Below are 23,976 nucleotides of genomic sequence, written 5' to 3' on the forward strand. Positions count from 1 at the left end.
TTTCTCGCGCGGCGGGGCCGGCCTGGGTCACCTCGCCACCGGGCCGGGCCCCGATGCAGTGCCGCCCGTGGCGCGAGTCGGCCCGGCCTAGCCTCGCCGGCGGGCCTCGGTTTCGTCGAGCGCGGCGAGGTGGGCACGAACGACCTGTTCGCCCTCGGTCGGGGTCCCGCCCACCGACTCGGTGGCCACGACTGCTTCGGCTTCGGCCTCTTCGGAGGAGAATTTCCCTTCCGCAGTGAAGGCGTACCCCGCGAACTGCGCTCGTAGCCACCGATAGAACTGCTGATCGGTGGCCGGACCGTATTTCTTTTCGAAATACTCGCGCAGGACAGTGAATATGTCCGACTGTGCGCCGGTCAGTATCCGGCGCAGCAGATGCGTCAGTTCGTGCACACCTGTGGTGAAGAACGGACGTTCGGGGTCACCCCGTTTGTCGCCACGTGCGGCCGCGGCCCCCATCTGCGCAGGAGCGGTGACCCACAATTCGTTGAATTCGATGCCCTTCGACGATGTCTGGGCGGATGAGTCCACGGATTGCTGCGCAATAGCGATCTCCGCGACCTCCAGTGTCCGGAAGGCGCTCGTCATATGCCGTATGGAGTCGATGATCTGCTGTACGGTCTCCAGCCCGGCCCCGGGGTTGTCGGCGCCCACCAGCCGGGCTCCGTACTCGGCCCCGAACGTCGCGACCAGCGCCAGTTTCGCCTGTTGCTCCGCCGGGCTCGTCGGGTGGTACTCGGCGATCAGCTGTTGTCGCTGGTGATACTCCGTGGCGGACTGTTCGGCCGCGCTCGTCAACAGCTCGTAGAGGACCTTCTCACCCTGCGTCATGGTCGCAGGGTTGTGCTCCCCGGCCGCGAAGGCACCGGTGATCGCTGACAACGGGTCGAACTCCCCGTCGCGATCGATGCCGTAGGTTCGGAACTGGCTGTCCCGCCATTCGGACATTTCCCGCACGGACGATGCTTGAACATGTTCAGCGAGGGCAAGTTGCGCCGTGTCCTGCGCGCGGAGACCGCCCGCGTTGTTCAGTACATCGCCGAACTCACGCAACAGGAGACCGTATATCGGCCGATCGGCGGGGCCGGCGGTACGCCCGGCCGCCACCATCGACGACCAGGCGCTGCGGAGCACATCGGGGGAGGTGGTGATCGAATCGCTCAGCATGATCGAGCGCGTGTACGGGTAGTTCGCGGTGTCGCCGGCAACGTTGTCGACCTTTGCGAAAATACGCCCGCCGGCTACCGGCCCGATGCCTACCCGGTGCAATTGCACATGCGGGTATTTCGTGAGCAGCTCGTCGATCGCCAACGCGTACTCGCGAGCCGACTCCACCGGTAGACCCGGGAGATCGAACCCGACGACCTCCACGAAATGCCGCCGGTGCAGCTCCGCCGCGACTGCGGCCCCGGTTGCACATTCGGCGAACGACACCGCGTGGGTAGCGGCGGAATCGAGCGCCACCACGAATTCACGCGCAGCGCGGATGATGTCCCGGTTCGCTTCCCGCCGCTGCTGTGGAAAATCCGGGTCCAGGTAGGGCAGCCGCTGCTCCGCGGCGGCGGTGTGCCAATTGCGCTGGAGCCACGCGTTGTGTACTCGGCTGCTCGCGTACTCGAGAAAGTCGTCACCGAAGACATCCACCTCGGCACGCACCCCGTCCAGCACCAGCGGCAATGCGAACTCAGCGTGCAAGATATCCACGGGCCGCGCCCCGCCGGCATCGTCGATCGGGGCACCGGTTTCCTCGGCATCCGCCCGTTCACGCAGCAGGTTCGCCAGGCCGACGATCCGCGCACGCGGTACCTGCGCGATATCACCCAGCACGGGTTCGGCTCCCGTCGCCGATCCGGGGTCCACCGTCCCGCCTGTGTCGTCGGCAATGGCATCGGATTCCGTGCTGCGGGCACCGGGGCCGGCCGCCGGCGGCCCGGCATCGCGGGGGGAGCTCTGCGTTTGCTCGAGGTCGATGGCGACGGGGTCGCTGCCGTTTCGGCCTTCGCGCGCTGGGCCGAGCCCGTCCGGCTGCGGTATCCAAGCGGCGGCCAGGACCAGACCGTCGCGGACCCGCCAGCGGCCGCCGACCGGTTCTGCCGGAAGTCCGAACTCCTGGGCCGTTTCGGCGTCGAGCTGGGCGCGGAAGGTGTGACTGTCGAGGTCGACGGTGACGTGCAGCCGGGAGTCGGTGGGGCCGCTTGTGGCCTGGCCGGTATCGGGATGAGTGAGCAGGGTCTGGTGGACGCCGAACACCGCATCTTTGATCGCGCGCAGTACCCGCAGCAGGTGGACATCCGCCCGCACCATCTCGCTGCCACCTGTTTCCCGGGCCCAGGCGAATTCGTCGGGGGTGACGAATCCGGGCGGGTGTGCGGTGGTCAGGGGGGCGTTCTGTGCGAGACCGAGGCCGACGGCGCGGAATTGCTCGGTGTGGGCGGCAATTGCCGCGGCGTACGTGGCGGGCTGCGGCCCCTGGGCGGGATCATGGGTGATGTCGCCGACCGCATTCGGTGGCCAGGGTAGCGGTTGCGGGTACGGCGGGCGGTGGGTCTGTTCGAAACCCGGAGTTTCCTCTGGCTGGAGCCCGAGACGGTGTAGAGCCATTCGCGCGCACAAGAATTCGGGATCGGGGGAGAACCCGTGCAAGGCCCGCGCACCCAACACCTCGTATACGGCGACGCCCGGAGGCAGGAGTGGCGAGGCCATCGACTCGCCGAACAGGAACCAGGTGGATTTTGTGGTATCGAGCAGGATCACGCCCGTCTCGTAATCCACTTCGGGGGCCGGCGTGTCCGGGGCCGGCGCAGTATGCGGGTTGTTGTCGATGATCTCGACGACCAGCCCGCGTTCGCCATGCGAACCGCCGCCCACCCGGGCGACCACACGGACTTCGCCGGTGCTGGCGACCAGCGCGCTGCGCACCTGTGCTTCGACCGCGGCGGCCGCTCGTGCGGCGCCTTCGGCACTGCGCCATTCGTACCGGGTGGTCAGCCACTGGCTGAACTGTTCGCGTGCCCGCGCGGCCGTGGCGATCTGGTCGGTCGCGGTCTGCGGAATGCCGCCGACTCCGCGCGGCCCCAGTGAGATGTCGAAATCGTGGCCGGGTTGGCCGCCGCGCCGCCGGCCCGGATGCGCCGCTGTGACACCTTCGCCGGGACCCGGTTCGAAGAGACGGTCCACCCAGGTGAAGTCGTCGGGACCGACACGCAGGGTCCAGAACGGGCTGTGCACGATCTCGGTGTCGGCCGGCGCGTATCCGATGAGGCTGATGAGGTTTTCCGGATCGAATTGCAGCAGGGTTACCGCGAAACCGGGCGCGGCGCGCTGCTCGGCGCGGACGAGATCGTCCCAGAGACGCCGCGCGTAATCCAGAAGCTGGCGTTCGGCGGAATCCAGTTCCGCGGAGGGGCGTGCGGAAAGCTCTGCCACGACCCGGCGCAGTATCAGCTCGTTCGCCATACTGGAGTGCTCGCGGGCAACGACGGGCACCCTGCCGTTGCGCTGCACTGCTTCCGGTGCGTCCTGGACGACTGCACGCTGCTGCTCCGGTGACAGCCGCTGCCACCAGTTGTCGATCCGGCGCCGTTTCGCCATTTCGCGATCGGGAGCGGGGGCCGGCCCGAAAATCGACTCGGCGCTCGCCCGCGCTCCCGCGGCGCGATAGGCTGCCTGTGCCGAGCGTTGTTCGGCTTCGGTCGGTCCGGTGAACGGTTCCGGCGCGGTGGGTCTGAGGGTGCGGCCGGTGGCGAAGGTGGCATCGAGGAAGTGGGATACCGCCGTGACGAATTCGGTGACGTTCCGGTTCTCTGTGGCCACGGCGAGCCGGCGTATCTCGTAGAGAAGATCTTCGGTCGGTTCGGTGCCGCGGGCGACCTCTCGCGTCGGTGGCCGCACCGTTTCGTTCGTCGCACGTGTCACCGGATCCGTGGCGGGTGTGCGGTCCTCCGCTGCGGAGATGCGCTGCGCGTCCGGGGAAGCCTGCACCACCCCCAGCAGGTCGGGCAGGTCACTGTCCATCCGCATCAACCGGCCGTTCAGTTCTACGATCCGCAGGGCCTGTCCGCGGTTTTCGCGCGCTTCGTGAAGCTCCCAGGCAAGCGTGATGCGTTCCCGTAACCAATCCCGCAGTTCTGGTGTGCCCATCTCATCGGCGATGCGACGATGCGCTGGTCCGTCGAGTATCCGGACGATCTGCTGGATCGGGTTGATCGCGTTCAACACCGTCGCCGCGGTGATTCTTTCGGGAGGCAGGCCCAGTTGTGCGGCCACTTCTACGGCCTCGGGCAGCCATGCCGAAGCGATGGGCTCGACCGCTGCCGCGTCATGCGGAGCACTGGTGGCGAGGTCGGGGTTCTCCGGTTCATCGGACCCCGGCCTTGCACCGATGCTGTCTGACCGCGGAGATCCTGTGAACTGGTCGGGCAATGACGCGGTGCGTGCGTCGCCGGGCGTGCCGGTCTTCGTTCGGCTCCAGGGTGACTGTGCCGGCGGATCCGGTGATCGTCCCCGGTTCGTCGTCCGCGGCTGGTCCGCGGGATCTCGGCTGGGTCGAGCCCCGATGGGGCTGTCGCCTTGCCCGCCGCGATCCGACGGCTCGGCACGTGCGGTCTCGTCTACCGAGTCTGCGGCGGTCGGCATCACGCCCGGGCTCTCCGCATTCACCGTCTGCCGATTGATTCGGGACCACGGGGAGTGTGAGGGCCGCGCGCCGATGGCGGTTTCGGTGGGCTCGTTCGGGGCTTTCCCCGCTGGGCCTGCTGATTCCGGTGCGCGGGGCGGCGGTGTGGTTTCGCGTTGTGTCCGTTGGAGTGCGGGGACGGCACCGATCACGTTCGCGATGAATGGCACCCGGGCGACCGCCGCCGGTGAATACCGATCCAGGACGACTTCGCGCACCGTCCGTGCGTACCCTTCGGTTTCCGGGTGGTTGCGTTGCTGCAGATAGTGTCCGAAGTCGTAGGTGCCGGCGAGCAACTCAGATGTATTGGACACGAAGTGCCACAGCGTGTCGTCTGCCGGCGCGGATATACCGGTGCGGCGGCGCAGGTGAGTGCGTAGGGCGCGGTCGAGGATATCGGGCGCGGCATCGGGCGGTGCGGCCAGTGCCGCCACGACTACGGAGGTGAACCATCGGGCGACGTGATCTTCCGGCGCCGACGATGTGCCCCGGAACCCGTCGCGCAGTTGTGTGGCGTGACGAAGTTGATAGGGCTCGATCCAATGGTTCAGGAAGCGGTCGTATACCGGCCGGCACGCGATCGCCGGTAGGAGGCTGTCACCGGCGAACCGCGCCCGGAAGTAGGCACGCAGTTCCCGGGCCAGGGCTCGGCAGCCCGGGTAATTCGCCCCGTACACCCCATTGCGTGGGATCGGTTCGAAATGCTCGAACTCCGCCGGTGTCAGGAATTGCCGGGTCAGGTCTCGGTCCACTTGGAGTATCGGTCGCGCTGCGAGCAACGCGAGGTACGTGTACTGCGCCAGCTCGTCCAGCGAGAGCTCGCGCTGGACCTGGCCGATGGCGCTGGAACGTCGCGCGATATCGGGGCCACTCGGTTGTTCCGGCGTACCTTCCTGCATCGTCCGGTACTTGTAGAGGCGCAGCATTTCGTCCGGTGTCAGCGGTCGGCTCTGTTCGACGAACAGCCGTCCCGCACTGGCATTGGGGAGGCCTACTATTATTTCCGCCTCCAGCGCCGCAGCCGAAAAGGCGGCGAGCATGCTCAGGCGGGGGCTGCGTTCCCGGAGCCAGCTCAACTGCCAATCGAAGTAGTCGGCACTGTCGATCCAGTCGCTTCCGTGCTGTTCGCCCTCGGCGATACGCAGCAGGTCGTCGATGTAGGCGAAGCTCGGGCCGAAGCCGCGCAATTCCGCGGCGAGTTCGCGGATTTGCGGTACATAGGGGGTCTCAGCTGCCGATTCACCGGCCGGGCGCGCTCGCTGTGCCTCGACGTCGGAAACCGGTTTATCCGCCGGTTTGCTGCCGATCTGGTCGCCGTCACGCACCACTGAAGTCGTGGCTTCGGTGGCGAGATCGATGAGTTCGGTCACTGTCGGCATGGAGTGGACGCGGCCGTACCAGTTGATCTGGGCGCCGCCGAGAACGGTAAGGACATACCAAGCAGCCGTGTATGTCCGGTCCCTGTCGGGAACAGCGGTGTTCACCTCGTCCACGAGGCCGACGACGTCGGTGAGAAGGCGGACCGTGTCGAGTAGGACGATCCACGGCCGGAGATGAAGGGGGACGTTGTCCATATGGTCGGTGCCGCCCGGCTTGCGCTGCCAGATGATCGCGGCGTCGTAATCGGAGGGGCCGTAGACCATGAGACCCGGGTCGACGATCTTGATGGCGCCGCGGGGGGTTCGGACGAGATTGCCAGTGGTCAGATCCCCGTGCAGAAGCTGGAACCGCTGAGACCTGATATGCGGGACAAATGCTTCCAATCCCGCCGTCAGCTGCTCGGGGAAACTCGAGCTGTCGAACATTGCACGATACAGAGGGATTGTGCGGAGATGTTGATAGCGCTGCTCGTAATAGTCCCTCAGCATCTGGAAGAAGCCCACCGAGTCCTCGGGGTAGTCATCGGGAAGCGGCAGTAACTCCTGTGGCACCGGAACCCGGCGGAGTAGGCGATGAATGGCAACAAGTGCCTCGCCCACGCTCCGGTCGGCAAGAGTGTGCACGGGCTCACCGTGGATGCGGCGCTGGATCTCGAATACCGCACGGCCCTGTTCATCCAGCTCGACGTACAGTACCTGCTGGAACGGAGATTCGATTCCCTCCGGTATCGCCCGGGCAATCGCCTGCAGTGTGCGGTGCTCCAGCGGCCAGAGCGCGAAGTCCACCGCCACATCATTGTGTGCCCGGTAGTTCAGCACCGCGAAGTCGCCGAGGAGATGGACCTCCTTGTATTTGCCCGAGACCCTCTGGCCGTATCGGTGCCCGGCCTCCCGCAGCGCTGCGGCCTCCTCTCGCGACATCCGCACACCTGTGGTACCGCCCAGATCACGGTATGCGTCGACCGGATGAAGGTCCCGCAGAACCGGGTTCCCAGCGAAGAGTTCCTCGGCGGACGGGACATAGAACGTTTCTTCCGGTTCGTCGTTGTCCGCGGAATCCGCTGGTGGGTGTGCTGCCGGCGCGTGGGATAGCCGCCTCTGCTGCTTGGTGGCGGCCTCGACTGTCTCCGGGGATAGTTCGACACCCATTGCCAGCACCGCATCCGGAAACTCGTGGACCATCGCCGACCGCTCGGCCGGGGTCAGCTGGACATTCCACCAGGACCCGAGGTCGACCTCCGGTGGGCGTGCGTCCGGCACGGTGAGCCATTCGGGCCTGGCGTTCGGGGCGAGTTTCTGCAGTGCGGAGGCCCGAAGGCGCTGGGCGGAAGGAGGCTCGGACTGTGGCCTCGCACCGATGCTGCCGTCGGGGGAGGTGCCGGGACGTGCGAATAGCGCCCATACCGACCGGTTGTCGTTGTCGATTTCGACTGTGACTTCGGTGAAGCCGCGGCGGTGTGCCATCTTTCCGGTCCAGGTGCCGAACGCGGCGTCTTGCGACGAATGCCCCTGTAGCAGAAGACTATTGAAGGTATCCAGGTTTCCGTGCAGGACCTCGTTCGGTTCCCACTGGCCTGCTATTAGGCGGACATGGTGACCGATCTCTGCCCACATACCATCGAACATCTGCTGGCCGGACGGTGTGCGCTCGGAGCGCAATACTGTCAATCGCAGGGTCCCGTCGGCCTCGACAGTGGCGCGCAGACCTTGTAACGGCACAACCGGATCCGTGGAGTCGGACACCGGTGGTGTGGAATACCGCGCCAGCGGTGCCTTGGCCAAGGTCTGCCGAATCCGCAGCTGGGTTGCGGTGAACCAAGGCTGCGCTCCCAGCGCGGTCAATTGCGGTTGCAAAGCCAGGAACTTGCCGAGAAACTCCTCGGCTTCCGCCTGCACCATGCTGCCGCCGAGAAATATGACCCGACCGTTCTTGCTGAAACGGAAACGCCTGGCCAGCGGGCCGAGTACCGCTCGAATCCCATCCGGCGCGACCAGGGCGGCGTTTCGGGCAGGAGCGGGTACCTTCCGGCCCCTGTCGGCGGCGTCGAGCTGCTGTGCAAGCACGCGCACCGCCCGCCGAAGCAGCTGCTTGGTCGCACCCACGCTGCACGGCTGGTCGAGTGACGCGGCGATCTGCGGAACCGTCATACGCTGCAGAAACCGGAGTTTCAGTACCTGCCGGTGACGTGGGTTGTCCACCTGCTCCATCGTCGCGGTGAGTGCGTGGATGGCAGCGCGGTCGCCGGTGCTCTCGGCCGCGCGGGCGTGTTGAAATGCCGCAGTCACCTTCAACAATGCCAGCGGGTCTGCCGTGGGCCGCCGAGTACGCGCGGGTCTGTGCTCTGGTTCGGCGTCGGGCGCGGTCTCGATAATCGGTGCGCCCGCTATCGCCAGTGCACCGCGGGTTTCCAGAGTGTGTACGGCGTCCACTCCGATTCCCATGGTTCTGGCGGTGGCCCGGACCGACAGGCCGTTGCGATGCCGCAATACGAGGCAACGCTGCTGATCGGGCAGGCTCCGATCGAGCCGTCGTTCCAGTTCGGCCAGGCCGAGTCCGGCCAGTTGCTGTCCGAGCGGTCCGGACCGCACCTCGTCGGGTAGTGCGGCCCGTATACCTTGGCGGCAGCGGGCGAGCCGCAGGCATTCGTGAATTCTCGCCCCGCCGATGGCCGCGACGATATGCTCATCGGTCGGTGGCCCGGAGGGGAGAATCTGTCCGGCCGTCACCACGATGTCGTCGGCGACCTCGTCGACGAGCCGGTCCTTCTCCGCGGCGGAGAGTGTCAGCTTCCCGTGACCGATATGTTTGTCGACGGCAGTTGTGACCTGCCGTCGGATGCTGTCACCGAAGCGAGTACGCACAGCGCCGGTCGCCGGTGAGGCCGCCTCCGGGCTCATGGATGTGGAAAAGTTGTTCTGTCGCGCCTTGTTGCCCGACCATTGCGCGCGGTCCGGACGATCGTCGAAATCGCCTGCACCGGTGCGTGTGGGTCTGGAGCCGATTCGACCAGTACTCTCATTCCTGGCCACGGTCGGATTTCCCGCACTATTCGCTGCCGTATCAGTGGAAGGAAGATCTACCACCAAGCCGGGGGTGATTTCGGGTGGACTCAGGGTGGTGACGAAATGGTGGATCTCCCATTGCGGGCTACCGACGACGGGACCGTTGATCTCGACATCAGCTGCCCGTCCGGCAACAATCTCGCGATACAGCACCGCGCTGTTGTCGGAGGCGGGATACGTGCCCGCAACCGGCGCACCCATGGCGCCGCCGATCTCCGATAGGAGCCACTGTTTCGCCGCCTCGTCGGCATCGTCGTAGGTCTCTCGGAGGCACTGGTAGCCGTTGCCGAAGCTCACTCGCTCGACCGCGACCCCAGGCGCCCCAGGCAATGGTTCGCTGCGCACCACACCGGAATTCAGCCCCTGGATGACGAGCATCGGAAGCGAGTTCGGCTGGTGTGGTTTGCTCCCGATTGCGTCCTCCGGCCCGCTCGACAAGTCGATTCCTCGGGCCTGCACCTCCGCCACTGCGGCCTCTTTTCCGCTGGTGCGCAGTTTGAGCCCGATACGAATCAGGTACGTAGAAACAGTCCCCGGTGAGATCCCTCGTGCCGCAGCGATCTGCTTGTTCGTCTTCCCCTGTTCGACAAGGCTGAGAATCCCGATCTCGGCTTCGGATAACGAATCGCCGAATGGAAACTCCCGGGCGGCCTCGGTGAGCGAGAGACTCTCGGTACGCAGCGCTTTTCCCACCATGCCCGCACGATCGCGAATTCCCAGCTTGGCGCCCATCTGGTCGAGCCGGCCCTTCACCTGCTGGGGGGAAAGTTCGATAAGTACTGCAATCTCTTTGTTGCTCAGTCCTTCCGCGACCAGGCCGAGTAGCTCCTGCTCCGCCGCAGACAATTCGACGATCGGGCTGCCATCGATTGCGGGAACGAAGCCGGCATGAATTGCCCGTGCCACCATAGCGGCGCGATCACTGATGCCCAGTTTGCCGCCGATGCGAGCGAGATGGGACTTCACCGTGAGCGGTGACAGGTAGAGCTGCGTTGCAATGGCCTTGTTCGACATGCCGTCGGCAACCATCGCGACGACAGAAACTTCTCGCGGGGTCAACATGAGGTTGGACGGTTGCTGAAACGACACCGCGATATGGTCGTCCGACAGCAGGCCCTGTGCTCGAGCTGCCGCCACTATTCCGGCCCGGCCGTGCCTTCCGAGCTTGTCGCCGATCCGTTTGAGATAAAACTTGATTCGGCTCGCCGAACGGTGCAGACGGCTTGCAATGGCGTCGTTGGACAAGCCGGCGGCAACCATGTGGACCAGCCGGAGCTCGTGCTCGGTCAGGCCGTGACTCGCTGCTTCCGGGGCGAGTTGGCCGTGTTCATCGATTGCCGGCACAGCGTCGATCGGGAGATGCGCCTGTGCGGACTCGACGAACGCCGCCACGGCGCTGCGCTCGACCGGCGTGAGGTCTTGTCTCGGCGAGGTCACTACGTCGGTGATGAGCCGGCGCTGCATGGAGGTCAATCCGGACCATGCCCGTATGGCGTGCTGCGCAACATCGAGGATCCACGTCCCGGCGTCCTCCTCCGCGGCGACCGGCCAGCGGCGGGCCTCCGCGATTCGAAAAACCACCTCGTTGATGTACTGCGCCACGGGCCGCAGTCGAGTGACCTCACTGCCGGCCAGTGATCTCGTGTCCGGCCCCAGCAACTCGAACACACGCCGTACTACCCGCTCGCCGTGTTGTTCACGCAGTTCCGAGAATGCTGCGGCAACACCGAGCTGGGCGCGATCCAGCATTGTCGAACCCTGTGAGCGTCGCTCGGCGGAATCTCCGCGGCCGGAAGGGGAGGTATCGGCCTGTGCCGGACTCTTGCCCGGCCATGGTGTGCCGTCCGGTCGATGCTGGGAGGCCGGCGCGTCGTGGCCGTTCGCGTCGCCCGTGGGCTTGGCGCCGATACTGCGGGACCGACTGGATTGTTGCCGCCACGGGGTGGGCGTCGGCGTCGCGGTGTCGTCGCGTTCGCCGGGCATCCGGTCCGGTCGCGCGCCGATCGCATCGGTGGGCCCCTCGATCAGGACGGCGGTGAGATTGTCGTTGGTCTGCTTCGCGGCGATTGCGCCTTGGATGTATGCCTGGGCGGCCCCGAGTAGCGTGCCGGACCCGGTGAAATCCGCGGCGACCTTTTCGGCGATCGATTCGGCGGTGCTGCGGGGATTCGACGGGCTACCGGCGAGATGTTTGATCGGTCCGTCGGTGAACAGGCCCACGATTCCGGGGCCGGTGGGTTCGAATACCTGCGGCTGCGGTGGCTGCCACTCCCGCTGCCAGCCCTTACCGAGACCGGTCAGTGGTTTGTCGGCCTCGGGCCGGCCCATGGCTTCGCGTTCGGTGATGCCGAACATCTCCATGTACTGCCCAACGTAGGTGTCGGGTTCGGTGAGTTCCCGGGACTCGCCGTCGTCCAGACTGATCCACACCGCCCGGGCATCGCCGCGCGAGTCGGTGATGACCTGAGTGGGGGTCACCAGTGCCGCCACGATGGTCGCTTTGGGGGAGTCCACATCACTGGTTTCGGCGAATTCTCTGGTGGCGATCAGATCCAGCACCGCCTGCTGAGCCGCCTCGACCGCTTCGGTGACCACTGTGACCGGATCCCATCCGGCGCCGGCTTCGGCCGCCATCGCTCGTCGCGCCAGCACTTCGGCCGCTGCCTCCGACCCCACCTGTGCGGCGAGTTCACCGCCTTTCGAGTGGGAGACACCATCGGTCACGATCGCGAGGGTCATCCGCTCACCCGAGACGGTCGCGGTCGCGATGGCGAAGGCATCCTGATTACGCTGGTGACGCTGATCTGGCGACTTGCCGCCGATATCGGTGACGCCGGCGGCATGTCCCAGATCCAGCTCCTGGTGGGCGCCACCATCGGTGCTTCGGAGCGTCGCGGCCGGACCGGCGGGGGGCAACTCCTCTTCGTGCACCTCGGCCGGTGCGACCTCGCCGGCCGGCCCGCGAGAATCGGTGGGGATCAGAAGCCGGTCGAGTTCACCGATAAGGGCCAGAGCGGTTCGGTGGCGTTGTTCGACGGCTGCGGCCCGCTGTTCCAGCTCGGTCGATCGGTCTGCGCTACCGGTCGCCTCCTGCATCAGCCAGGTTTGCAGGGGGGAGAGGTCGAGGCGGTCGTGGGGGATGGCATCGATCAGCGATCGGTATTGCTGGGAGCGTTCCTTCGGTGACGTGTGTTCCAGTACGGTGATCAGTGCATCGAGCCAATCGACCTGCTGCACCAGCGACTCGTACCGCCGGGCCGACCGTTCGAATTCGTGTTCATCGGTGTCGTCGACCTCGTCCACATATTGGCCCACGTTCCGCATGTGCTCGAACAATGCGGCGTACACCAGGTGCACCTGACCGATGGCCGGGCCGCCGAGACCGGCGAGAAATCGGACAGCTTCGGCGTGGCGGTCGGTGTCGCGGGCCGCGGCCTCCACCATGGCCACAATCGAACTGACGGTGGAAAGCGCTGACTGCCAACGGGCTTCGGCGTCGACATCGGCCCGGGAGCTCGCCATCGCGGCGGCAGCCTCCTCCATTTCCTCTACCGCGTGCGCGAATTCGGTCAACCGACGGGTCCGCTCGGTCGCGGGCGAATTCTCCTGCTCGGCCGCCTGTAGTTCCGTGAGGCGGGTACGGATACGGGCGACCGGAACCGCGGCGGCCGATGGTTCATTCTTCGGTGACGACGGATCGGCTGCGTTCGCCCAGGGCCGACTGCCGATGCTGTCCGGCGGCGCGCCGGGGCGACCTTCTTCGGTGGTGGTTTCATCGGTGGGCACGGACGGATCGATTGCGGTAAGTGGCCGGTGTATTTCGAACCAGGAGGATTTACCCGAGTTATCGTCGAATGTGGTTATCCCGGCGTCGTCGGCGGCAATCGCCATCATGGGCAAGCCGCGGCCCCGCTCAGCGAATTCGTCCGGCATATCGCCGATCTCGGGTGTATATGCGCTTTCGTCGAGGACTTCGAAGCGAAGTTTGCGTTCTGTCGCGGTGTCGGTCTGGGTGATGACCACTTCGACCTTGCCATCGGTATCGGCGAGGGAGTTCGCGATCAGTTCCGACATGAGGATGACCGCGATGTCGACGCCGTCGGAGTCCAGCCAGCTGAACGATTCGTTCAGCAGTTCCTCGAGGCGGTGACGTTCCGCTGAGACAACGCGGGTGCGCGCCCTTTCACCTTCCCTACCGGAGGGGCCCTGTGCGGTATCGCCGGCCCGGACGGTGTATTGGAGACGGGAATTCGGCGGCGAAGGATCGGCGTTCGACGGCCTGCTGCCGATGCTGTCCGGCAGGGCGCTGGACCCGGTGGTGACGGATTCGCGTATTCGGTCGCGGCTGTGCGTGATTGCGAAATCGGTGCCGGGAGGTGTTCGGTGATACTCGACCGTATGCTCGATCGTGTTCTTGCTGTCGGTGAAGGTGAGGTGGCGGACCGCGACCGTACTCTCGGCGATGATGAGCTGGGTGCCACGTCCGCCTTCGCGGTCCAATGCCTGTTCGCCATCGGTCCAGCGGGGTAGTTTGACGGCGGTGCCGGGGGCGACGTCGTTCGTGACCGTCAGGAACACTTTGCAGTCGGGTCCGGTGCCCGTTACATCGACGTCGAGCCGTCCGTCCGGATCGAGTCCGTACTCATCAGCATAGCGGCGCAGATGTTTCCGGGCGTTGGTTTCCAGTTCGCTGATGGCAAGCTTCACACTGTCGACGATGTCGCCGAGCTCCGGATACTCTGCGCGTAGCCGGGTCTCGACCGCTGTTCTGGTGTCGCCTACCCGGTAGGTGGTCGGTGCGATATCGGGTGCAGTTGCCTCCTCTGGAGTTGGCACGACGATTGTCGGATCGAGGCCTGCTGTGGTCTCGTCCGCATCCCCGTACATCTCCAGCAGGCGCTCGATGTCGAGTTCTTCCGACGAACGCTCGACGAAAGGTTTCGCGGCCCGCTCCACCGGACCCGGAGTGTCTCCCAGCCGCCACTCGACCCGCACATAGCTGTGATCCCCCGTGATATCGACGAGGTCGACGTGCACCGCACCGGCATCGACGTCGACCCGCAGAGATATCTGCCCGTGCCCCCACCGAAGTGACGCACCGACGGCCTCGGCGATTTCCCGCACGTACGCCGGATCCGACCAACCGTCCAGCAACTGGCCGATCTGTCGTTCCACCAGATCGGCCTGCGCCTCGTTACCGGCGGTGAGGTCGTCGAATCGCAGGCCCGGATCGTTCGTGAGCGCCGAGGCGGAGAAATGTTCCTCGGCGGCATCCAGATCGGTGGGGCCGATTCCCAGCTCTCGGCCCAGGAGCCGGAAAGTGCGTCGGCTCGGTGTGCGTTCTCCGCGTTCGATCTGGCCGATGTACTTCTCGGTCAGGCCCGTATCGTCTGCCACATCGGACCGTTGCAGGCGATAGTGATACCTCAGTGCCCTGAACCACAGTCCCTGTTCCCCGGAAGCGTAGGCGGACCGGTCGAGATCGAATCTCGCCTCCGGGTAGAAGCGTCCGGCAGCTCGGCCTGTCACATCGGTCTCGATACTCAGTGCGTCGCACAGCGAAAGGAAGACAACTACTCCGGGGGCTCGTTCACCTGCTTCGATCGAGCGAAGGTGGATGGTGCTGATACCCGCGGCCTCCGCTACCTCCTCGGGTGACATGCCGAGGTCGTAACGGACTGCTCGGAGCCAACGGCCGCGCTCCTCGGGCGCGTACGCAGTCGGGTCAAGGCCGATGCGCACCCCGGGGTAGAACCGGCCGGCGGCCGCATCGATGGCTTCGCGTCCGAGGTCCAACGCCTTACACACGGACAGGAAAACAGCGGCCCCCGGCACGGTCCCGCCCCTACCGATCGAACTCAGATACTCGGCGCTGGTCCCGCTGGCCTCCGCCAACTCCCCCCACGACATGTCCCGGTCGTGAAGCATCGCCGAGAGCCAACGTCCCGGCGTGTCGACGGGGTATGCGGCCGGTGTCAAATCGAAGTCGGCGGCCGGGTACAGATTGCGTGCAGCGTCCATGAGTTCGGTTCTCGGCACACCCAGCGCCCGGCCGATCTTCACGAAGAGTCCGGGTCGCGGCCGCGTGCTTCCCTGTTCGATCCGACTCATGGTGCTGCGATTGACACCCACAGCTCTGGCCAGGTCGGCCGCGGTCATAGCCCTGCCGTCACGCCGGCCTTTGTCGTCACGTCGCGCGGTGATCCACTCGCCCCGCGCACGGTTCAACGCATTCGCGCTGTTCGGCGACGACGAATCGGCTGCGCTGTGCGCCGGCCTACTGCCGATACTGTCCGGCGCGCCACCGGTTCGGTTTTCCGCAGGTCCCGGGATCGAGCCCCCTTCGTCGGCCAGGTCGTCGAACGGCCCGATCTGCGCCGCTGCGGCGAGATCTGCCAAACTTTCGCGAAGCCGGTCGACGACCTGGACAAAGAGTTGCTCCACATCCGCCAGTGACAGGCCGATGCGCTCAGCTACCTCGGACAGGGGCCGTTCCCGCATAAAATGCAGGACGACAAGTTGCCGTGCTCGCACGGGATCGGGAAGATCCTCCAACGCCTGCTGCACTCTGTCCCCGAATACGACACTGTCGAAAGGCACTTGCGCGGTGTCGTCGCCAAGTCGAGAACCGCGGGACTCCGACTCCCGGACGGCATCCGGCTCGTCCAGCGACGAAGGGACACCGGCCACCCGCCGCACCCAGGAGACCTCGCTCTCGGCGATCTCCAACCTTTCGGCCACCGCACTGTCCGGAATGTGTTCCTCGTTGCGAGCCCACGACTGAGTCAACCGAGCCAACTCTGCACGGACCGCCAAAACCAGATTGCGGTCGCGTGGGTTCAAATTGGCGAATCGGATCTCGCGAGTGGCGTGCCAGGCCTCCATGGCGATGAAAGCCCAGGCGTACGGGACGAACGCTCCCCACGGCGCGTGGTTTTTGATCGCTCTCATCAGTCCTAGGGAACAGATCTGAAAAATATCGTCATAGTCTGGTCTGGATCGGTAACCGCCCCGGCCCAGCACAGCCTGCACTATCCACAGGTATCGGCCGACGATCTCATCGATTTGTTCCTCGTCCACGGGCGTGTCGACGAGACGCCAGAACAGCTCGGCCTCCTCCGGCTCGGCCGTCTCCGGGACGTGCTCAAATCGTTTCCGCACGGCCGCGTGCAGCACTTCCGAAGACCACCCGTTGGCTTCGGCTAGCAACCGCAGTGTGCGCATCCTGGGAACATTCGCCCCGGATTCGATGTACTGCACTGCCCTGTGATTCAACCGGCCTGCGTACTGCGGCGTGGTCTTGCCCAGATAGCGACGGTCCGCGATCAGCCATTCGGTGATCGAGTCGGATTCGTCGAGCTGGGGAGCGAATGCAGCGGCCGGGTCGTACCACGCCACACCGCGGCCGCCATAGAAGACCATCAGCAGTCGACGGGCGATTGCGGGCGAGACATTGTGCATGTCGAGGAGGTCTCGCAGGTATCGCGGCCGCGGTATCCGGTCGCCGCTCTGATAGCGCATTATTCGCTGCGTATAGCGGCCACCGGCGAATTCGCTCTGGTTCATGCCCGATTCGCGGCGGTACTCGGTCAGCCATCCGCCGATGTCGGGACGCGGCACCCGGTCGGACACCGCACCGGCCGGCGCGACGCCGAGCCACGCGGCGGGCAGCAGCCGGCGATGCGCTTCCTCGTAGCAGTAGCCGCGCATAATGCGCTGCGCGGCAGCCATGCGCTCGCCCACTGCCGGAAGGCTCAAGCCGAGCTCGTCGCTCACCACCTGCCAAGTCCGGCCGGCGTGGACCCGGTCCAACACTTGCCACAGGTACGGGTGCTCCACTCGCAGGCGGTCGAAATTGTTCGCGAAGCGTGGATCGTGCTCCTGCAGCCACACAGACAGACCCCGATCTTCGTCGGGAATGTCGGCGATGAGCCGGTCGCCGCCCTCGCGTAGCACCGCCGTCTCGACCGCTGCGGCTGCCGTAAGCATTCGGTCGGCGACCACTTTCCGGGACGTCTGCTGCTGCTCCGCTATCGTGGTGTGGCCAAGGCCCTCTCCGTAACACGCGGTGAACACCCGCTGCTGATCGGCGGGCAACGGGTCGACGAATCGGTCCAACGGCCCATAATGGGCCTCGAGCCACTCCATTCGCAGCAACACTTCTTGCGGACGAGCATTCGAATAGAGTTCGACCGCACGAGCGCGGAGATTGCGCGTCCAGTTGAAGACCCGCGTCTTGCTGACGCCCAACGGCGCCACCATGTCGGCAGGTCCGAGCCGTTCGTGTGCCGCGAGCTGGAACACCTGGTGCCAGTGCTGCGCATAACGCCGCGCCAGCAACCGATCGATGCGGTCGAACACCTCCGGGTTTCGCCGCCTCATCTGGTCGAACCGTTCCACACTGGTGGTGGTCGGCGGCGGGGCGGCGGCATCGTCCGCACTCGGTACCCGATCGGCGGCGGGCGCTCCAGTCAGCCAATCTGGCCGCCCACCTGAGTGGATTCGGCCGAAATGCGCGCCGCGCAGCTCGTTGAGCGCGATCTCCACGTAATTGCGAGCGCCGCTGCGGCTCATACCGAGCACTGTCCCGGTTTCGTTCAGCGTCCGGTCGAGCAAGAACCAGTGGAAGTAGGCGATCCACGCCTTTTCCTGTGACGCCGCCAGACCCTTCAGGTCGTTGGAAGTGGCGCTATTGCGCTGAGCCGTCCATTCGGCGAAGCCGTCGTTGTCGAGCGGCACCGGCGACCACGCGGGCCGTAGTTCCTCGATTATCCAACTCTCCACGGCCGTCGCCGCTTCGCGCAGGCGCCCTCGAATGCGAGCCTGACCGCCGCCTTGTGCGGCCGCGGCCGCGTCGATCGACTCCCCGTGCAAGAACACCTGCTCGACCACCCGCCACAGCATCGGCTTCTCGCGGCTGAGCCTGTGCAAATGATCGTCGAACGACGGGTACCGCAATTGCAGCCATGCCAGCAGCTCTACATCCGTCGCAGGACGCGTGTCCGACGCCATCGCCGCGAGGAAGGCGCTGGCCTCCTGCAGCAGATCGTCGACTTCGCCGGGTGTTCGACTCGTCTGACCGGCGATCTGGTCGTAGGTCGCCCGATCGTCGACCAGCATTCCGACGCAGTGCGCCGCCGCGGGGTGGAACCGGGTGAACAGAGCGCGGGCCTGCTGGTAGGCCTGTGCACGTGGGGGTTCCGCGGAATACCAGCGATCGAGGTCGAGCAGGGTCGCTGCCGCGGAGCTGGGCGTGAACCACCCGTCCGACTGCACTGTGACGTCGAACTCAGCTGTGTCGGCCGATTGCGGTGGCCCGTCGCCGGTGTGCGGCGGGGTGGCCGCCCGGTTCTTCCACGGTGAGGTGCTGGGCGGGGCGTTGTTCGCTGTCGGAGTGTTCGGCTGCGCCGGGTTGCCGGATGCCGCCGCGGCGCTCCCCGGCGTCGTATTCGCGGTCGGGCGTGCAGACGCGGAGGTTGGTCCAGGGTTGTCCGTGATGTGGTCAGGACCGTCGTGGGGTCGACTGCCGACCAGCCTGAATTCGTCACGGCGCGTATCGTTCGATACCTCCTCGGCGGCGTCCGGTCGAATCGGTGTCACCGCGCCGAAGCCCGGCTGCCCCACGAACGCCGATTCGATATCGGCCACCTGGTCCGAGGAGGCGTGGGGTCGTTGTTCCGGTGGCAGCGTCTCGGTGTCGGGGGCTTGTGCGCGCGAGCGGGGGGCGAGGTTGCCGTCTCGATCGAACTCGATGGTCTCGAACCGACGCTCGCCCGCAGGCATCCGGTTGATGAATACTTCCTGCTCGCGGCGCCAATCATCGAATCCGACGGCCTTGTTCAGCAAGGTGCGGCGGTTGCGCAGATCCCGTGGTCCGTAGTCGTTGTCGGTGTTGCTGTCGCGCGATGCGGCCAGGTCGACGACGACCAGGTTCGGCTCGGCGACCGAGGTGCTGTCGTTGACCAGCAGCACCATATGGTCGTCGGCTTCGGCGCTGGTGCCGTTGGCTCGGGTGTTTTTCCACTTGTAGACCAGGACCGTGATCCCACCGGGCCGGGACTTCAGCGATTCGGTCACCTCGTCCAGCGATCCGGTCTCCTCCAGCCCGGCGCCGAATATCTTGCGCACCGCTTCGCGGCCGTAACCCTCGAGGCGGGTCGGGGGCAGCTGGAAGCGGCCGGCATTGCCGGGACACAGAACTCGCATCCCCGTCACGGCATTGTTGACACAACTGTTGGGACTGCGCCGATGGAACTGCACGACCGAATCGAGCAGGGCTGAGAGGGCCAAATATTGTGACGCGGCGGCAACGATGTCGTCGGCTGTCCCGTGGTCGACGTCGCTGTTCTGCGTGTCGGACTTCGGAGCGGCGGCCTCCTGACGGTCGTGACCCACCGGCCCGGAATCGGCCGCAGCCGAAACAGTATCGTGGTGTGCATCGGATTCTGCGGTGGTCACGGCGGGCAGGTGATCGCCTACCGCTTCGCCGAGAATGTCGCGGGCGATGGACGGGGTGATTCCGGCGGGGGGATATCCCAGAGCTGCCGCGAGTGCGTCCCGCGCCTCGGTGAGCTCGGGATCGAGTGTGCGCATACCTTCGGCGCCGTCGATATCGGCGATCGGTATACCGAGTTGTTCGGCGAGCCGGCCCCGTAACCGGCCCAAATGGATCAATGCGTCTTCGTCGTCGAACGTTGCCCGGTTCCGCGCCGCCGCGGGGGCGGTCTCGTCGACATGTTGCCCTAATGCCTCGGCTGCTGCCGGCGTGATACCGGCCCGGCGCAGCAGCTCGCGAATCGGGTCGTCGGCACCGTCGCGTTCGAGTGCGGTGATCTGGTGTGCGACGGCCGGGGCTGGGATCCCCAGCAACCCGGCCAAGCGTGCGGTCCGCTCCGCCGCTCCATCCGGTCGTACGAAGTCGACCTCGTCATCACGGCGATACTGCCCGGTGTCGGCCTCAGCGAGGGTGACGGTGGGCATGGCGGTCGAGAAGGCGTGGTGCCGGATGAAATCCGCGGTGGAGTGCTGCAGCGCGCGTTGCTGCAGTTCGGGCACCAGCTCGCGGACGGATTCACGTGCCGCGACCAGCGCGTCATGGGTCTGGAGGGTGGGGGCGGCGGTGTGCGTGGATACAGCCTGCTCATAGTGGATCACCGCCTCACGCACCCCGCTCAGGTGCATGGCATTGCGAATCAGCGCGTCCTGGGGCGACATCACCACCTGCGCGCTGCCGAGCTGACCGTTACGTGCCGTCCGGTTCATGGCCTGCTCATGGATGTAGGACTGCTCCGGCGCCTCGGTCATCCAGACATGCATCCCACCCTGGGTCTTCACCTCATCCGACACCGAGATGTCGACGCCGCGCTGGCCCTGCCGGTTGATCACCAGGATCTTGCCCTGCTCACCGGCCTCGTCGAAAACCTTCTGCAACTGGGCTTCCCAGTCCGCACCCCAGCCGACGATCCGCTTGGCGTCGACCGCTTCGATCGCCTCGCGCGGCACGCCCGCGCGCACCAGCGCCTCCACCTGCCGCTCGACCAGGTCATTGCGGTGACACAGGATCTCCTGGAACCGCCCCGCACCCCCATCCCGCATCTCGTTCGCATATTCGGCGATCGTGCGCAGCTTGGCATGGGTGTTATCGGCCACATCGTGCTGGCCTTCCACCAGCCGATGCGTCTGTGACCGCCCGATCTCGTGCGCCGGCTCCAGGCCGTAGATCTTCTGCAGCACCGGGTTCAGGTCGGTGAGCGTGCCGGACGCACCGGTCACTTCGTCGAAGAAAGATCCTTCTCCGACACGGTAGATCTCGACCGAATCGATGCGTTTGGCGGACTCGGCATCCGCGCGCACCACGATCCGATGCTCCTCGGCCTCCTCCCCCCGGGCCTCGGCCGCGCGAATCTCCTTCGCCTCGACGGCCTGCGCGAGGCTCGCCTTACCCGGTTCCGCACTCCACCGGGATTCGCTCGAGGTTTTCGGGTTCCGTTGCAGCCCGTGCTCGGCCTGATCGATGATGACGATCTTGCCCGCGTCCATTTCGTAGTGGACACCTTTACGGACGAGAAATTCGGCGTTGGCCGCGGTTTCCAGCCGGGCGGCGCCCATTCCCTCCAGCCAGTTCTGGCCGTCCGGCAGCGCCTCGACCTTTTCCCGGCCCGCGGGGGTGAGCTCGGGTTGACCGTCGTACCAGTACATGAACTCCGGTGTGCCGTCGGCCTGCACGCCGATTTCCTCGGCGATTCGCCGTAAACCGAAATCTTCGTGCGACAGCGCCCCGGCCGTCAGCGCTTCGGTGAGGAATTCGTCCGCGCCGAACACCTCACGGGCCGTTTCCTCCGGCGCCGCCTGCTCGGGACCTTCGGACCGGAGGAACTGCCGTTCGCCGCGGTCGACGATGCCGTCCATTTCGTCGATCAGCACATGCCGGGGCGGCTTGACGCCGGCGTTGCACAAATGCCCGACCGTTTCGCCGGTCGCGACCACAATCGCCGGGCGGCCCTCCCTGATCGGTCCGAAGCCGTTCTCCTGATCGGCTCGAAACACGTCGATCCCGAAGTCGGACATCACCTTCTTATTCGTGAAGTCGGTCAGCAACTTCTCGTACGTGACGACTTCGCGATTGGCCAGCCCATCGGTCGTTGTCACGAGCAGAACCGAGCCCTCGTGCACCGCACGTTGTATTGCGGTGGCCATGAATACGAGCGATTTGCCCTCGCCCGGTTTCATTTCCACCGGACGCGATTTCATCGTGTAGACGGCTTCCGCCTGCTCGACCCGCAGCACCATGCCGCCCGGCACCGCGTCACTGATCGTGCCGCGCCGAATGAGTTCCACTGTCGCCAGCATCGACTGGTGCTCATCGCCGGCGTGTAGTCCGGCGCTCAGCACGTCGTCCGGAAGGTTGGACAGGCGTTGACTTTCCGGTACATGCTCGGCCGATGCCTGGTGGAAGTCGATCAGCAGGTCGACCGCCCGGTCGCGGTCGCTGCGCGGCAGGCCGGCGGCTTCTGCGAGACTGTCGTGATCAGCGGTCGGCACACTCTGCTTGTCGTGAACCGATGGGGAACGGTCCTCCACGGCCGGCGTTTCTGTGCCGTCCGCCTCGGTCCGGCCCGCGCTCTCAGGTCTTTCCTGGCCGGATTGCTCGGTGGTCGTATCCCGCTGCGCGGTCGCATTCTCCTCGCCACCCGACGATGCGCGTTCGGCGCGGGCGTCCGGCGATCCCGCGTCGCCCTCGGTGCCCGGACGGGGCCGTGCCGACGGCTCGTTGCCGGCACCGTCTGCGACAGCGGTGTGTTCTCCGGCCCCAGCACCGGCCTTTATGGGAACTTCGCCGACCGGCCGGGCGTCCGTCGGAATCTTCGGCGGCGGCGAGATTTCGCCCGCCGCCACGACCGACCGCGGCGCGGGCTCTCTCCCCGCACTGGCCGACTTGTCCGCCTGCGCCCGATCGACCGAAGCGGGTGCCTCCGAACGCGGCCGAGCCGCGGCGGCGTCGGACGAGACGGCACCGGCAGCGGCCTGCGACCCCGACGCTCGACCGCCGGCTCCCTCGGGCGTTCTGGTGCCGGCACCCTCGGGGGCTCGGCCGCCGGCGCCGTTGGCCGGAGCCGATGCCTGCTGTCCGCTCCGCGATTGTGGCTGCGCGGCCGCTGCCGTCCCCGCGACCTCGGCGGGAGGCCCGCCACGCTCACGTGCGGGATTCGCGGTCTCCGCAGCTGGTTCCCATGTCTGCCGCGCGGTCTCCCACGCCCGTTTCGATTCCGCCGATATCTCGATCGGTGGCCGATGCGCCGCGGTATTCGCCTCGTGCCCTGCCGAGATCGCATCGGGCGGCGTGAACGGCGCGCCCCCGTCGATCGCCGGTGGGCGGGCGCTTTGGGCATATATGCCCCCGGCGAAAGCGCCGTTGAGCAGAGGCCCCACAACCTCCGTGTAGTGCTGCGGCCAACCAGCAACCGAAAACGCCGCACCCATGCCCCCGATCGCCCCCGCCGAACCTTGCACCAATCCCATGGCCACCCGACTGGTCGCGACCTGGGGGAACACCATCGGAGCGAACCGGCCGGCGAGCATGCCGCCGGCCGCTCCGCCCGCGCCGGCCGCGGCGGCGACCTCGATCGACTTCAGATCGATGCCCGTGGGGTTGGAACCGTCCTCCCCGATGATCTCGGCCGCTCGGTCCCCGGTGGCGACCTGTAGCGCCTGCACACCCACTTCGACGCCCACGGGCAGCGCGATCGCCGTGCCCATCCACTTGGCGAACTGCCTCGGCCCCATACCGCTCAGCTGGGCGGCCGCCTTGGCTCCACCTGCCTGAATGGCCCGCTGGAGGTTCGCGCGCATCACGGCGACCTCGGCGCGCCCGCTGACCAGTGTGGACTCGACCGCCGGCGCGGCCGCAACCTGACCGGCCGGCCCCGCCGCCGCGGCGGCGGCCAGCAAACCGTAGACCTTCCATGCCAGGTGGATGCCGAACGTGAACATCACGCACAGCCACTTCTCCGCGTCGTTGGCCGCCGCCTGCGCCTGATCGGCCAGGGCGTTCACATCGTTGCCGAGCTGAGCCGCACCCTTTCGATACGAACCCAGCGTTTCACGCAGCTTCTCTGCCGTCTCGCCCAGCGAATCCTCGTGCGTCAAAAGGCTATCGATATCGGCCGAATGGCCCTCCAGTTCCAGACTGCGGGCACGCAGCTCGTCCGCCATCCGGCGCATCCCGGAGATATCGGCGCCGGGAAGCTCCCCGCCGAACACCACCATCTCGATCGGAGTACGCAGGAACCCGGGCAGAAGTTCGAAGGCGTTGCGCAGTTGTACGACCGGGCTGAACAGCGAACCGTCCATCGCCTCGAC

The 23,976-nt window shown here is 66.2% G+C and carries 1 protein-coding gene; it reads right to left on the reverse strand.

The annotated features are described in order from the left end of the window. Positions 1 to 87 precede the first annotated feature (87 nt). Positions 88 to 23,967 (reverse strand): sigma-70 family RNA polymerase sigma factor, encoded by a 23,880-nt coding sequence (locus tag ACFWPH_RS16375; RefSeq protein ID WP_378751678.1) that lies wholly within the window; start codon positions 23,965 to 23,967, stop codon positions 88 to 90. Between the last annotated feature and the right edge of the window lie 9 nt (positions 23,968 to 23,976).

It is taken from the genome of Nocardia sp. NPDC058499 (genome assembly GCF_042719915.1).
Lineage (GTDB): Bacteria > Actinomycetota > Actinomycetes > Mycobacteriales > Mycobacteriaceae > Nocardia.

What these genes read in the sequence shown, in the direction of transcription:
- ACFWPH_RS16375 (WP_378751678.1), bottom strand. Translation starts at nt 23,967, where the DNA reads ATGGACGGTTCGCTGTTCAGCCCGGTCGTACAACTGCGCAACGCCTTC.